Origin of the sequence: Actinoalloteichus spitiensis RMV-1378, from assembly GCF_000239155.1 — a bacterium.
GTDB classification, from domain to species: domain Bacteria; phylum Actinomycetota; class Actinomycetes; order Mycobacteriales; family Pseudonocardiaceae; genus Actinoalloteichus_B; species Actinoalloteichus_B spitiensis.
This window is the reverse complement of record NZ_AGVX02000125.1, coordinates 1-13,839: the sequence shown is the minus strand read 5'-3', so window position 1 is coordinate 13,839 and position 13,839 is coordinate 1. Positions and strand designations below refer to the sequence as shown.

The 13,839-nt window shown below is 71.8% G+C and carries 10 protein-coding genes; 2 read left to right on the top strand and 8 right to left on the bottom strand.

The genetic code is table 11. The annotated features are described in order from the left end of the window. Positions 1–14: 14 nt before the first annotated feature. Positions 15–1,472 (top strand): phytoene desaturase family protein, encoded by a 1,458-nt coding sequence (locus ACTIDRAF_RS0206515; protein WP_016697914.1) that lies wholly within the window; start codon positions 15–17, stop codon positions 1,470–1,472. 1,204 nt (positions 1,473–2,676) lie between these two features. Here the strand turns inward: ACTIDRAF_RS0206515 and ACTIDRAF_RS0206510 are convergent. The 4 genes from ACTIDRAF_RS0206510 to ACTIDRAF_RS0206495 form a co-directional block, all read right to left on the bottom strand. After that, positions 2,677–3,129, bottom strand: a complete 453-nt coding sequence (locus ACTIDRAF_RS0206510; RefSeq protein WP_026065837.1) for a lactococcin 972 family bacteriocin — start codon at positions 3,127–3,129, stop codon at positions 2,677–2,679. Positions 3,130–3,765: 636 nt separating this feature from the next. After that, complete coding sequence (locus tag ACTIDRAF_RS0206505; RefSeq protein ID WP_016697912.1) at positions 3,766–5,706, bottom strand: serine hydrolase domain-containing protein; 1,941 nt, start codon at positions 5,704–5,706, stop codon at positions 3,766–3,768. 52 nt (positions 5,707–5,758) lie between these two features. Continuing rightward, a complete protein-coding gene (locus ACTIDRAF_RS0206500; protein WP_016697911.1) occupies positions 5,759–6,319 on the bottom strand; it encodes a dihydrofolate reductase family protein in 561 nt (186 codons plus the stop codon). A 134-nt stretch (positions 6,320–6,453) separates the two neighbouring features. Beyond that, positions 6,454–7,404 (bottom strand): sigma-70 family RNA polymerase sigma factor, encoded by a 951-nt coding sequence (locus ACTIDRAF_RS0206495; RefSeq protein WP_016697910.1) that lies wholly within the window; start codon positions 7,402–7,404, stop codon positions 6,454–6,456. 219 nt (positions 7,405–7,623) lie between these two features. Between ACTIDRAF_RS0206495 and ACTIDRAF_RS0206490 the strand changes: the two genes are divergently transcribed. After that, entirely contained in the window at positions 7,624–8,166 is a 543-nt protein-coding gene (locus tag ACTIDRAF_RS0206490) for an acyl-CoA thioesterase (protein WP_016697909.1), read from the top strand. 132 nt (positions 8,167–8,298) lie between these two features. Here ACTIDRAF_RS0206490 and ACTIDRAF_RS0206485 read toward each other — a convergent pair whose 3' ends face one another. From ACTIDRAF_RS0206485 to ACTIDRAF_RS0206470, 4 genes are all read right to left on the bottom strand, one after another. Further along, positions 8,299–10,011 carry a dipeptide ABC transporter ATP-binding protein gene (locus ACTIDRAF_RS0206485; RefSeq protein ID WP_016697908.1) on the bottom strand — a complete coding sequence of 571 codons (1,713 nt, stop codon included), beginning with the start codon at positions 10,009–10,011 and terminating at the stop codon, positions 8,299–8,301. Positions 10,012–10,120: 109 nt separating this feature from the next. Next, positions 10,121–11,023 (bottom strand): ABC transporter permease, encoded by a 903-nt coding sequence (locus ACTIDRAF_RS0206480; RefSeq protein ID WP_016697907.1) that lies wholly within the window; start codon positions 11,021–11,023, stop codon positions 10,121–10,123. Continuing rightward, positions 11,020–12,072, bottom strand: a complete 1,053-nt coding sequence (locus tag ACTIDRAF_RS0206475; protein WP_016697906.1) for an ABC transporter permease — start codon at positions 12,070–12,072, stop codon at positions 11,020–11,022. The genes ACTIDRAF_RS0206480 and ACTIDRAF_RS0206475 overlap by 4 nt, the downstream gene beginning before the upstream one ends. 4 nt (positions 12,073–12,076) lie before the next feature. After that, positions 12,077–13,839, bottom strand: a 1,763-nt coding sequence (locus ACTIDRAF_RS0206470; protein WP_016697905.1) for an ABC transporter substrate-binding protein, incomplete at its 5' end; no start/stop codon positions are given.

The window sequence follows — 13,839 nt, the reverse complement described above, 5'->3', positions numbered from 1 at the left end:
CGAACGGAGGCACCATGCCCCCCGCCCCCGAGGTCTCCGTCGTCGGATCCGGCCCCAACGGCCTGGCCGCGGCCGTCACCCTCGCCCGCGCCGGACTCACCGTCGAGGTCCACGAAGCCGCCGACACCCCCGGCGGGGGACTGCGCACCACCTCCCTCTTCGACAGCCACGCGCTCCACGACGTGTGCTCCGCCGTGCACCCGATGGCCGCCGCCTCCCGCTTCTTCCGCGAGTTCGACCTCACCGCACGCGGCGTCCGCCTCCGCACCCCCGAAACCAGCTACGCCCACCCCCTCGACAACGCCCCCACCGCCCTGGCCCACCGGGACCTCGACCGCACCTGCGACCGGCTCGGCCCCGACGCGGCCCGCTGGCGCTCCCTGCTGAGCCCGCTGGTCCGACACAGCCAGGACCTCTGCGACCTGTTTCTCTCCGACCAACGACACCTGCCGGCCACCCCACGCGCCGCGCTGCCCCTGCCCAGCCGCATCCTCACCCACGGCACCGGCCTGGGCCGCCACGCCTTCCACGGCCCGGCGGCACCCGCCCTCCTGACCGGCGTCGCCGCCCACACCGGCGGCCGCCTCCCCAGCCTCACGGGCGCCGCCGTCGCCCTCCTCCTCGGCCACCTCGCGCACACCACCGGCTGGCCCCTGGTCGAGGGCGGCTCCGCCCGCATCACCGACGCGCTCCTGGCCGACCTCCAGGCCCACAACGGCACCCTCCACACCGGAAGCCGCGTGACCGACCTCCGGCAGCTCGCCCGCTCCCGCGCCGTCCTGCTCGACCTCGCCCCAGCCGGTGTCCTCGGCATCGCCGGCCCCCTCCTGCCCGCCGGCTACCGCCGGGCTCTCGAGCGCTTCCGGTACGGCACCGCCGCCGCCAAGGTGGACTTCCTCGTCTCCGACCCGATCCCCTGGACCGACCCCGACACCCACGGAGCGGGCACCGTCCACCTCGGCGGCGGCGACCACGAGATCCGGAGCACCGAGACCGCCACCGCCCGGGGCCACCGCGTCGCCCGGCCCTTCACCCTCCTGTCCGAGCCCATGAGCACCGACCCGACACGCGGCCGCCCCGACCGCCGTCCGGTCTGGGCCTACTGCCACGTCCCCCACGGCGACACCAGCGATCCCGTCGACCGGGTACGTCGACAGATCGAACGCTTCGCTCCCGGGTTCTCCGACACCGTCATCGCGGCGCGCGGTGTTCCCGCCGCGGCGCTGGCCGCGTACAACCCCAACTACGTGGGCGGTGACATCGCCGCCGGCGCCATGACCCCGTGGCAGGCCATCGCCCGCCCCGCTCCGCGCTGGGACCCCTACCGCACCCCGTTGTCCGGTGTCTACCTGTGTTCCTCCGCCACCCCGCCCGGCCCGGGAGTGCACGGCATGTGCGGCTACCACGCGGCATCACGAGTGCTCCGCCACGAGTTCGGCATCGTCGAGCCTCCGGCGCTCGGCCCGTCCTGAACCCGGACCGGGGCACCTCGACGCCAACCCGGCGGGGCACCGTGCCGCCACGAGGGCACCCACGGAGGGGAAGGGAGTGGCCCTCGCGGGGTGGCGGCCGTGCCGGGGAGGTCGCCCGGTCCAGCGGACGGGCAACAGCGGGGCGAGCGGGGCGGTCCTCCACCCGGTTCGCGGCGGCGGTCCGAGGCGGGGGAGTGGGGACCGGGTTGGGCTGCGCCGTCGTCGCGCCGGACGACGGTCGGCCGGGGCGAAGCGGAGGCACCGTGCGGACGTGGCACGCCACGCAGTGCGGTTGCTGCCCGTACGAGAGCGACCACTGGACGGGGGAGGAGCCGGTGGAGGGTCGACGGGGCAGGGGAGAACCCACCACAGGTGGGGTGTACCCGCAGGCCCAGCCCCTGCGGGGGAGAGCGGCCTCGGGGCGCTGGAGGGCGCGGAGCGCGGAGGGATCGGGGGGGATCGGGGGGGATCGGGGGGCGCCCCCGGGGGTACCCGTGTCGATGAGGCCGGCGGGCGACCACCAATGAACCATGGATAATCGCAATTATCCATGAAAAGTGGGGATCCGGCTCTGGCGCGCATCCTGGGCGGGAGGGGTCGAGCACTCGATGGCGTCGAGCGTCGGGGGACCGCGTCCAAGCACCCACCAGCGGAACCCGGGCAACCCACGGGGACACCGAACGGACGGGCAGCCGTCGCGCCCCGGGCCGCCACCCACCTCGCACTGGGCCGCGCCACCGGGCGCCCGTACGGCGGGGCGTCGTCGGTGGCTCGACCGGCTCCGGTCGAGCTCGATCGCGACGTCCTGCCACCCACCGGACCCGGCCGGCAACCGGCGGCCACGGCAGGACGGCAGGACGGCTGGCGATCCGACGTCGACGGGCATCGGTGGCCGGAGGCGCGGCAGGGCGAAGGGGCGACCGCGGCGTTCGGGGCTGCTGCCGCCTGCCCACCAGCGGTTTCACCGATCGCCGATAATGTACATTATGTCAAGTAAGTGCCGGTTCGCTCCGCCGGCCACTCCCCGGCCCACCGCCGAGGCGGTCCGGCACCTCCGACGCCGGCTGGACGACCCGGGCGCCCGGTCACATCCGCGACGTCGCGCCCGGGTCGATCGACGGGTGCGTTCCGCTCCCGGGCGCACGCCCGGCCGTCCCCCGGCGGTCCGGTGCTGGCGGCCGACATCCGGCCGCCAGCGCATGGATCACTTCCGCCAGTACGCGTGGCAAGTCGCATTGGTGTGCTCGGTCAGCCGCGCACTCGACACCGCGCCCGGGCCGACCCAGTCTGAGTCGCTCTTGTCGTTCATCGACACCGAAGAACCGTGGGCGACCGTCGCATGCTGGTACTGCGAGTAGCACACCTTCTGCCCGGCCAGGTTCCGGGTGGCGCCGTAGCTCCAGATGCCACCGCCGACCTCCTCCACGGCCCGCGTTCCGAGGCCGTCGGTGGTGCCGTCGACGACGATCTCGCCCACGCCGGTGTACTCGACCCAGCCGCCGTCAGCCGTCCGCCCGTGCGCGATGATCTGGATGCCGGGCTCCTCGCCGATCACGGTTGGACCTTCGGCGGCGGCGGCGCCAGTCGTGAAGACCGTGCCGGCGACGGCGGCCGCGATACCGGTGGCAACCGCCATCATGCGCGGGAATCGTCTCATCGTCCCTCGTTCTCCTCGTGTTCGACGGGGTTCGTGCAGCCGTTCCAGGCTAAGAAGGCCTGATCCCCGGGGACCCCGCTGAACGGACGTCGTCGCGGCACCCGCAAGACCCAGGAAGCTGAACGGGAAGTCGTCAACTTCGATCGCGACGATGCCGTCGGGCACGGTCGTGAACCGCCGACCCGGGCGGGAGAGGAACCGCACCGACCCCCAACTCCTCCTCCTGCTCACCTCGCCCACCGTGGCGGACGGAACCCGCGACACAGCGAGGTGGCGCGTCAGGACCGAGGTCAGTCCGCGAGGCCGGAGGAGCGCCGGCTCCCGTTGTCGGGCGTCCTCGCGCGTCCCCTCGTCCACCTCACCCGTGGACACCGGGTTGACGGCACGGTCACCGACCAGACCGACCGCTCCCCCACCCCGCCGCACCGACACCCCGATCTCGCTGCGGTGGCTTCTGCCTGATTCGCCAGGAAGGGGTTCGGACCGCGAGGAGGCGCACAGCGGCGGGTGACCGGTGTGCCGTGTGAACTCACCCGAGTCCGGGCTCAGACCAGTGCTGACCGGCTCCACCCCGGCCAGGTCCCCGCGAGCAGCTCGTGAGGAGCCCGTCCTCGCCCGCCCCGGGTACGGCGGGGCTCAGCCGAGGATGCCGTAGTGGTGTCCGACGAGGACGAACGCCACCAGGGCCAGCACGGTGACCGAGTGGTGGCACCGCTCCCCCACGCCCCACCAGCGCCGGTACCACGCCGTGGACACCAGGGCCAGGGAGGCGACGACACCGACGACCAGGACGCCGCCGATCCACGGCAGCAGGGCGAGCGCCAGCGAGTTCCCCAGGAACAGCACCTCGTTGATGGCGGAGCCGTCGACGAGCAGGGCGACCAACGCCAGGAGCACCCCGATCAGGGCGCACGAGGCGAGCCAGGTGGCCCACCTGCCGGCACGCGCCGCGCGGTTGAGCGCGGGAGGCGTCCGTCGCCGCCGGCGGCGGCGGACCAGGGTGACGGCCGGAAGACCGAGGGCGGTGGCCAGGGCCAGGAGCGTGGCCACCGCGATGATCGCCAGGTGGGGTCCGGGCGACTCGTACCAGGCGAGGCGTTCGAAGGTGACGATCGGCGCGGAGCCGACCTGCAGGTGGCGGCCGTCCTCGCTGAAAGCGATGCGTTCCGCGCCGTCGTCCTGCTGGAAGAGCCCGGGAGCGGTCTGGGTCCAGGTCTGGCCGTCGGGGTCGACGTCGTGGGAGAGCGGCCCTTGGGTGCGCAGGCGGCCGTCCTCGGCGAGGGAGATGGTCACCGCGGCGACGAGGGCCTGGATGCCGTGCGGTTCGGTCCGCGATTCCCGGCTGGAGCGGAAGGTGCCGGTGAAGGTGGCCGGTGTGGGGAGGTCAGCGGCCGGCGGGTCCTCGGTTCCTCCGGTGGGGTGGGGGAAGAGTTCGTCGATGATGCTGTTGGCGAGGGTGGTGGTCAGGGTGCTGGCGGCTCCGTCATCGCCGTCGCCGTTGAAGGCGAGGTAGAGGACGGTGTCCTCGGCGGGTACCAGGGTGAGGCTGGTGTGGAATCCGGGGAGGTCGCCGCCCTTGGTGACGAGGCGGTGGCCGTTGTGGTCGCGGAGTTCCCACAGGTGGCCGATGCCGGGCAGGCGCGGGTCGCCGGCCTGCTGTTCCTGCATCTCCCGGGTGGTGTCGGGGGTGAGGAGGGGGTTCTCGGCGTTGGGGAGGTGGGCTCGGCCGAAGGCGATCATGTCGGTGGCGGTGCTGATGGCGCCCGATCCGGTGGGGGTCATTCCGCCGTACTGACCGTAGGTGCGGGTGTGCCCGGTGTCGGTGTTGCGGTAGCCGTGGGCGAGGGTGTCGCGCAGGCGTGGTGGGGTGGGTTGGGCAAAGGTCGTGTTGTCCATGCCCAGCGGTTGGAAGACGTGGGTGTCGAGGTAGTCGGGGAAGGGTTGGCCGGTCGCGACCTCGAGGACGTGACCGGCCAGGGCGACGGCGTAGTTGTCGTAGGAGACGAGCTCGCCGGGGGGCCGGACGCGGCGGGGCGGGTCGGCGAGGTATTCGGCGAGGGGGACGGCGTCCTCCCCGGTGGCGGCGCCGGCGCCGATGAGGGTGGCGTCGAAGCCGGCGGTGTGGGTGAGGAGGTGGCGCAGGGTGAGCGGGTGGTCCGGGTAGGGGTCGTGGACCGGGGTGTCCGAGAGGTAGTCGTTGACGTCGGTGTCGAGGTCGAGGGTGCCCTGTTCGACCTGCTGGAGTACCGCGGTCGCGGTGATGACCTTCGCGACCGATCCCAGGAAGAAGCCGGTGGTCTCGGCGTCGACGGGGGTGTTGGTGGCGAGGTTGGCGGTGCCGTAGCCGGCGGCGATGGTCTGTTGGTTGGGGAGGGAGAGGGCGATGGCGGCGCCGGGGATCTGGTGTTCGTCGAGGGCGGTGGGGATGAGGTCGTCCAGGACCGTGGTGGCTCGGTCGGCGTCGGGGGCCGGGTGCGGGTGGGGTTGTGCGGCGGCGCTGGGGGTGAGGAACGTGGCGCACAGGGTCGCGGTCACCAGGGCGGGGGGTAAGCACCTGGTGAGGAGTGGTGTGATCATGGCCGCATCCTCCCCGGACCTCTCCCCCGCCGGTGTGCGGGGTTCGGTGGTGTCAGGCGGGTTGGTAGCGGAGGTAGACGACGCCGGAGCCGAAGACGTGGGAGTCGGTGAGGCGGAGGGCGGTGCGGTGGTCGTGGGTGGGGAAGTACGGGGTTCCGTCGCCGAGGACGACGGGGTGGACGAAGAGGCGGTACTCGTCGATCAGGCCGAGGCGGTGGAAGCTGGCGGCGAGGGTGGCGCCGCCGAGGGAGAGGTGTTTGCCCGGGCGGTCCCTGAGGTCCTGGATGGTGCCGGGGATGTCGTCGCGGACGAGGGTGCTGTTGTGCTCGACTGAGTCGAGGGTGCGGGAGAAGACGATCTTGGGTGTGTCGCGCCAGATCCGGGCGTACTCGATGACCTCCCGGGTGGCGTCGGGGTGGGTGGCGGCGGTGGGCCAGTGGGAGGCCATCTCCTCGTAGAGGCGTCGCCCGTAGAGGTGGGTGTCGGTCTCGGCCTCTTGCGCGTTGTGGAACTGGTGGAGCTCGGGGTCGGGAGCGGACCAGTCGATTTGGCCGTCGGTGGTTTGGATGTAGCCGTCGAGGGAGACGGACAGCGAGTAGATGACTTTCCTCATGGTGGTGCCGTCCCTTGGTCGTGGTGTCGGTGGTCGGGTCCTGCTGGTGTTGACCAGCCGGGGACGGGGAACTGGTCGGTGCGGGTTTGATCCTGCCCGGGTGTGGGTGGGCTGGCCGGTCGCGTGGCGCGGTGTCACCTGGGGTGGGTGGGGAGGCGGAAGAGGGGGAACAGGGTGGGGTCGAGGAAGGTCACGGCGTGGGTGATGCCCGCGTGGGTGGTGGTGAGGAGCTGGATCGCGAAGGGGGTGAAGGGCCCGTTCGGGTTCCGGAGGTAGAGGGCGAAGGCGGGTTGGCCGTTGGCGCGGGTGGGGGTGAGGTGGAGGTCCCCGGGGCCGGCGGGGCAGCGGTGGTGGAGGTGGTGGGCGATGTGGTGGGGCCCCTGGTACCAGGCGGGGTGGGGTGGCATTTCCCAGACGGCGTCGTCGGTGAACAGGGTGACGAGGGTGGGGATGTCCTTGGCGGTCATGGCGTCGACGTAGCGGCGGAGGAGGTCGCGTTGGTGCGGGGTGGGCGGGTCGGTGGGGTGGTCGGGGTGGCAGTCGAGGTCGCGGAGGCGGGACCGGGCGCGGGTGAGCGCGCTGTTGACGGCGTCGGTGGTGGTTCCGAGGGTGGTGGCGACTTCGGAGGCTTGCCAGTGGAGGACGTCGCGGAGGAGGAGGACGGCGCGTTGGCGGGGTGGGAGGTGTTGGAGGGCGGCGGCGAAGGCGAGGCGGACGGTGTCGCGGGTGGCGGTGAGCTCGGCGGGGTCGGGAAGCGGTTCGATCCAGTGCGGGTCTTCGGGAATGGGGAGGTCGGCGTCGGGGTGGGTGGGGGGTTGGCCGAGGCCCAGGGGCAGGGGGCGTCGGGCTCGGGTGGCGAGGGCCGTGAGGCAGACGCGGGTGGCGATGGTGAACAGCCAGGTGCGCAGTGAGCAGCGTCCTTCGAACTGGTCGTGTGCTCGCCAGGCGCGGAGGTAGGTCTCCTGGACGAGGTCCTCGGCGTCGTGGGCGGAGCCGGTCATGCGGTAGCAGTGGGCGAGGAGTTCGCGGTGGTGGGTGGTGGCTCGGGTGATGAGGTCGGTGGGCTGGGTCGGTGGTGCGGTCATGGGTGGTCGTGCTCCCGTGGGTGGTGTCCGGGTGTCGGTGGCACTGTGACCGGTTGCCCTGACAGGTCGTGGGGGTGTGTCCGGATTCGAGGGTTCGCGAAGGTGAAGGTGGCTGGTAGCGTTCGCGCGGACGGTGGGCTCTCGCGGTGTGTCGGCGGTTCGGGTGGGTCTTCTCGCCCGGGCGTCGCGGTGGCGCCGCCGCTGGGCGGAGGTGGGCGGATGAACCTGTACCTGCGGTTGTTGTTGCTGCGGTGGCGGATGCGTCGGCGTCGGAGGTTGAGCGTCTGGGACGTCGCCAGGACTCCGTTCCGGGTGACGCTGGCCGATCTGGACCTGCTGCGGCACATGAACAACGGGAAGTACCTGTCGATCCTCGACCTGGGCAGGATGGATCTGATGGTGCGGTCCGGGTTCTGGGAGAAGCTGGTGCGGGCCGGGTGGTATCCGGTGGTGGCGGGTCAGACGATCACTTACCGCCGTTCGCTGCGGCTGGGGCAGCGGTTCGACCTCTACACGCGCGTGGTCGGTTTCGACGACCGGTGGGCTTACCTGGAGCAGACGTTCTGCGTGGGGCGGACGGTCTACGCGCAGGCGGTCGTGCGCAGCCGGTTCCTGCGGCGGTCCGGGGGTTCGGTGGACCACGACGAACTCGCGGCGTTGGTCGGTGGGTTCCCCGAGTGGCTGCGGGTGCCGGCGTGGATGCGGGAGTGGGCGGAGCACACCCGGGTCGACACCGAGTTCCCCGTCGTCGACGACGCCTGAGGCCCTGGCGGGGGCGGGATTCGGGTGCCCGGTGGGCGGCCCGGTTCGCCTCTCCCCTCCCCCGCCGCCGGGCGGTCGGCGCCGGGAGCGGGGGTGTGCTGGCCGTGGTCGGATGGGGTGGCGTGGGCTGCGTCAGACTCCGGTGACTTCGGTGGGGTCGTCGGTGGGTTCCTGCCGGGTGGGGTCGGTCGTGTTGGGGGTGGCGGCGGCCCGGCCGGTGAGCGGTTCGGGGACGGCGGCCAGCAGGGTGCGGGTGTAGTCGTGGCGTGGGTCGAGCAGGACCTGTTCCACGGTTCCTTCCTCGACGATGCGTCCCTGGTACATGACGATCACCCGGTCGGCGATGTTCCAGGCCAGGCCGAGGTCGTGGGTGATGACCAGGGTGGACAGGCCGAGGTCGACGCGCAGCCGCAGGAGCAGGGCGAGGATCTCGCCTCGGACGGAGGCGTCGAGGGAGGCGACGGGTTCGTCGGCGATGAGCAGTCGGGGGCGGAGGGCGAGGGCGCCGGCGATGACGACCCGTTGGCGTTGGCCGCCGGAGAGTTCGTGGGGCAGGGCGGTGAAGAACTCTTCCGGGGGGCGCAGTTCCGCCTGGTTGAGGGCGTCGGCGACGGCGGCGGTCTCGTCGCCGGGGATGCGGTGGATGCGCAGGCCCTCGGCGACGGCCTCGTAGACGCTGTGGCGGGGGTTGAGGGCCCCGGTGGGGTCCTGGAGGACGAGTTGGGCCTGTCGGCGGTAGGCGCGGAGTGCCCGGGCCGAGCGGGGCAGGCGGTGTCCTTCGAACCGGACCTCGCCGGCGGTGGGTTGTTGGAGTCCGAGGAGGGTTCTGGCCAGGGTGGTCTTCCCGGAGCCGGACTGGCCGACGAGGGCGACGATCTCGTCGGGGTGGACGGTGAGGCTGGCGTCGGACACGGCGCGGGTGGTGGTTCCGCCCCGGCCGGGGAAGGTGACGGACACTCCCCTGGCTTCCAGCAGCGGTGGGGTGTCGGGGGTGGTGTCGCGGGGGGTGACCAGGCGGGAGGCGGGGTCTCCGACGGTGGGGAACGCCGCGGCGAGGGCGATGCTGTGGGGGTGGGTGGGGGTGCGGACGACGTCGGTGGAGGGGCCTTCCTCGACGATGCGTCCCTGGTACATGACGGCGAGGCGTTCGCAGCACGCGGCGAGGACGGACAGGTCGTGGCTGATCATGAGCAGGCCGAGTTCCCGTTCGGTGACCAGCCGGCTGAGGAGGTCGAGGATCTGGGCCTGGACGATGACGTCGAGGGCGGTGGTGGGTTCGTCGGCGATGATCAGGCGGGGCGAGCAGGCCAGGGCCATGGCGATCATGACGCGTTGGCGTTGGCCGCCGGAGAGTTCGTGGGGGTAGGCGGTGGAGCGGGCGACGGGGAGCTCGACCTGGTCGAGGAGTTCGTTGACGCGGGCGCGGACGGCTCCGGGGGTGGTGCTCCGGTGCAGTCGGAGGGGTTCGGCGATCTGTTCTCCGATGGGGCGGACCGGGTTGAGGGCGTGCATGGCGCCCTGGAAGACCACGGAGGCGCTGGCCCAGCGGACGGCGCGGAGCCGGCCCCAGCTCATGTCCCGGACGTTCTCCCCGTCGAGGAGGACGTCGCCGCCGAGCTGGGCGGAGCGGGGTAGCAGGCGGAGCACGGACATGGCCAGGGTGCTCTTCCCGCAGCCGGATTCGCCGGCCAGGCCGAGGGTCTGGCCGGCGTCGACGGTGAGGTCGACGCCGCGGACGGCGGGCACGGAGCCTCGCCGGGACTGGTAGTCGACGGTGACTTGGCGCAGTTCCAGCAGCGGTGGCCGTGGTGCGCTGGGAGCACCGTCCTGTTCGCGTGTCGTCATCGTCGTCCACCGTTCCCGTGGCTGGTGCCGACCACGTTGTCGCTCCGTCCGGTGTGGCGTGTGGTGTGTTCGGGGTGCCCGGCCGTCGGCGCGGCGGGCGGTGCGGGGGTCATCGTCCTCGGAGCCTGGGGTTGAGGACGGTTTCGAGTCCGCGTCCGCAGAGGGTGAAGGAGAGCACCACGCAGACGATGCCCAGGCCGGGGGGCAGCAGGTACCACCAGGCGCCGTTGGTGACGGCGCCGGAGTCCATCGCGAACTTGAGCATCGAGCCCCAGGAGATCTGGGTGGGGTCGCCGAGGCCGAGGAAGGACAGGGTGGACTCGGCGATGACGGCGCTGGCCACGGCCAGGGTGGTGTTGGCGAAGACCAGGGGCAGGACGCCGGGCAGGATGTGTTTGGCGATGAGGTGGCCGTGGCCGGCGCCGAGGGCGGTGGACCGTTCGATGTAGGGGCGGGCCTGGACGGTGAGGGTCTGGGCGCGGACGAGGCGTGCGGTGGTGGGCCAGGCGGTCAGGCCGATGGCCAGGACGATGGTGCCGACTCCCCGGGAGAGCACGGTGGACAGGGCGATGGCCAGGACCAGGGAGGGCAGGACGAGGAAGAAGTCGGTGAAGCGCAGCAGGACGGCGGAGAGCCAGCCGCCGAAGTGGGCGGAGACGATGCCGACGAAGGTGCCGATGAACACCGACAGCAGGGTGGCGGCCAGGCCGACGAGCAGGGACACCCTCGCTCCCCACCAGGTCAGCAGGAGCACGGAGCGGCCGTTCTCGTCGGTGCCCAGCCAGAACTCGCCGCTGGGCGGGGCCAGCGCCGGGTTGGACATGGTGTTGATGATCCCGAGTTGGGATTCGTCGGTGAGCACGGGTGCGAGGACGGCCAGTGCGACGATGGTGAGCAGGACGGCCAGGCCGGCGAGGGCGCCGCGCTGGGCGCGGAAGGACCGCCAGCCGGTGCGCAGAGCGCGGCCTCGGCGTTGCCAGGTGAGGGCCCGGGTGCTGGTGGGAGTGGTCATGCGGCACGCACCCTGGGGTCGAGGAAGCGGTAGACGACGTCGGCGAGGACGTTCATGACGATGACCGTGCCGGCCAGGACGATGAAGGTGCCCTGCATGAGGGGCAGGTCGGGGTATTCGAGGGCGTTGACCATGAGGTAGCCCAGGCCGGGCCAGGAGAAGACGGTTTCGACCATGATGGCGCCGGAGACGACCAGGCCCAGGTGGAGGAAGATGAGGGTCACCGAGGGCAGCAGGGCGTTGGGGACGGCGTGGCGTCGGCGGACGAGGTCCTCGCGGAGTCCCTTGGCGCGGGCGGTGGTGAGGTAGTCCGAGCCCATCTCCTCCAGCAGGGAGGACCTCATGACCATCTGGTACTGGGCGAAGATGACGGCGACCATGGTCAGGCAGGGCAGGACCAGGTGGTGGGCGACGTCGAGGATCTGCGGGAGGAGCCCGGGGGGCGGGTCGATGGAGCGGATGCCTCCGGTGGGGAACAGGCCGGGCAGGGGGCCGACGCCGACGGCGAAGACCATGAGGACGATCAGGCCGAGCCAGAAGGTGGGGACTGACCACAGGGTGAGGGCCACGCCGGTGGCGGTGCGGTCGAAGCGGCTGCCGTGTCGCCAGGCGCTGCGGACGCCGAGCCACAGTCCGAGGAGGATGGCCAGGACGGTGGCGGTGCCGGCCAGCAGGATGGTGGGGCCCAGGCGTTCGAGGATGATGTCGCCGACGGGCCGGCCGTAGCGGAAGGAGTCGCCGAAGTCGCCCTGGAGCAGGGCGCCGAGGTAGTCGAGGAACTGCCGCCAGAGGGGGTCGGACAGGCCGAGGCGTTCGCGGAGTTCGGCGATCTGCTCGGCGGTGACCTCCCGGCCGGCGGTCATGGTCTGCACCGGGTCACCGGGCAGCATGCGGAACAGGAAGAACCCGAGGAGGACGACCAGCAGGAGGCTGGTCAGTGCTCCGGCGAGTTTGCTGGCGAGGTAGCGGGCCAGCCCGCCTCGGGCTGGCCGCTGCTCCTCCCCTGCCTCTTCGGTGAGCTGGTCGCCGGGTGTCAGCAGATCACTCACCGGTTCACTCCCGGTCGTCGGCGGAGGCGCGGCGGCGGGTGACGAACCAGCCCGCGGCCACGGCGATGATCACGACGGCGGCTCCGCCGGAGAGCAGCAGGCCGGTGCTGGTGCCCGAGGCGGCGGCGTTGGTGTTGGTGGCCGGGGTGGCTCCGTAGTAGCCCCAGTAGCCGAGCTGTTCGCGGATGACGCCGCTGTCGGCGGGCTGGTAGCCGAAGTCGGTGAACCGGTCGGACCGGTAGGCCTCCAGCGCGTTCTCGTAGTAGAGCATGATCGTGGCGGACTGCTCGTGGATGATCTGCTGCATCCGCTGGATCAGGTCGGTGCGGGCGTCGCGGTCGAACTCGGCGAGTTGCTGGGCGTGGAGTTCGTCGAACTCCTCGTTGCAGAAGAAGCTTTCGGTGGTGCCGCCGGTGCCGGCGGCCGAGGGCCGCTGGTCGCAGGTCTGGATGGACAGCACGTAGTTGGGGTCGGGGCTGACCGCCCAGCTGCTGAGGGCGATGTCGAACTCGCCGGCCTTCTGGAGTTCGTTCATCCGGTTGCCGGACATGATCTCGAGTTCGACCTCGATGCCGATCTCGCTGAGCCAGTCGCGGACGAACTGGCCGGCCTGGGCGTCGGCGTTGCGGTCGCTGCGGCCGTAGAGGCGGAAGCTGAGCCGGTCGCCGTCCTCGGTGACCCGGATGCCGTCGGGGCCGCGTTCGTAGCCGGCGGTGTCGAGTTGGGCGTTGGCGGCGCCGGGGTCGAAGTTCCAGGCCTGGTGGTCCTCGGGCTGCCAGTGCAGGTCGGCGAAGATGGGGGGCACGTACCCGGCTCCGGGTTCGCCGTAGCCGCCGAGGACGCGGTCGACGAGGACGTCGCGGTCGAGGGCCCGGGCGATGGCCTGTCGGACGGCGATGTCCTGGAGGGCGGGGTGGCCGTTGCCCAGGGGGTCTCCGTCGGCGGTGGCCGCTCCGGCGTTGACGGAGAGCATGTAGAAGCGGCGGCCCTGCGCCTGGTTGACCTCGATGTCGTCCTCGCCGCTGAGGGCGTCGAACTGGGCGGGGGTGAGCCGGTTGATGAGGTCGACCTCGCCCTTGCGCAGCGCCTGCACGGCGGCGTCGGAGTTGCGGTAGAAGCGGAACTGGAGTTCGTCGATCTCGGCGGGGCCGCGCCAGTAGTCGGGGTTGGCTTCGAGGCGGACGAACTCCTCGGCGCGGTACTCGGTGATCAGGAAGGGGCCGTTGCCCACGATGGGCATGGTGTCGTTGCCGTAGCCGGCGATCTCGTCGACCTCGGACCAGATGTGTTCGGGGACGATGGGGACGTCCAGGGAGAGCATCGTGGCCTGGGGTTCGGTGGTGGTGATGACCAGGGTGGTGTCGTCGGGGGCCTCGACGGACTCGAAGGTGGAGACGTAGCTGCCGTTGGCGGTGCGCGCGTCGGGGTTGTCCATCATGAGGTTGAAGGTGAACGCGATGTCCTCGGCGGTCACCGGTTCCCCGTCGGACCAGGTGATGTCGTCCCGGATGGTGTAGGTCCAGGTGAGGTCGTCGTCGGAGGTGTCCCAGGATTCGGCGAGGGCCCCGGTGGGGGTCATGTCCTCGGCGCTGGGCATGGTGAGGGACTCGTAGGTCAGGCGCATGAGTTCGGTCGAGGACGCCATGATCGCCTCGAACGGGTTGAGCGTGTCGATGCTCTGGGTGACGCCGAGCCGCAGCACGGTGCGGTCGGCGGTGTCGTCCTGCGCGTCGGCGTGGGGCGCGCCCAGAGGTGCGACGGCGGGGG

Excerpts from the sequence above, each read along its gene's own strand:
- ACTIDRAF_RS0206515 (WP_016697914.1), top strand. The coding sequence starts at position 15 with ATGCCCCCCGCCCCCGAGGTCTCCGTCGTCGGATCCGGCCCCAACGGC.
- ACTIDRAF_RS0206510 (WP_026065837.1), bottom strand. The coding sequence starts at position 3,129 with ATGAGACGATTCCCGCGCATGATGGCGGTTGCCACCGGTATCGCGGCC.
- ACTIDRAF_RS0206505 (WP_016697912.1), bottom strand. The coding sequence starts at position 5,706 with ATGATCACACCACTCCTCACCAGGTGCTTACCCCCCGCCCTGGTGACC.
- ACTIDRAF_RS0206500 (WP_016697911.1), bottom strand. The coding sequence starts at position 6,319 with ATGAGGAAAGTCATCTACTCGCTGTCCGTCTCCCTCGACGGCTACATC.
- ACTIDRAF_RS0206495 (WP_016697910.1), bottom strand. The coding sequence starts at position 7,404 with ATGACCGCACCACCGACCCAGCCCACCGACCTCATCACCCGAGCCACC.
- ACTIDRAF_RS0206490 (WP_016697909.1), top strand. The coding sequence starts at position 7,624 with ATGAACCTGTACCTGCGGTTGTTGTTGCTGCGGTGGCGGATGCGTCGG.
- ACTIDRAF_RS0206485 (WP_016697908.1), bottom strand. The coding sequence starts at position 10,011 with ATGACGACACGCGAACAGGACGGTGCTCCCAGCGCACCACGGCCACCG.
- ACTIDRAF_RS0206480 (WP_016697907.1), bottom strand. The coding sequence starts at position 11,023 with ATGACCACTCCCACCAGCACCCGGGCCCTCACCTGGCAACGCCGAGGC.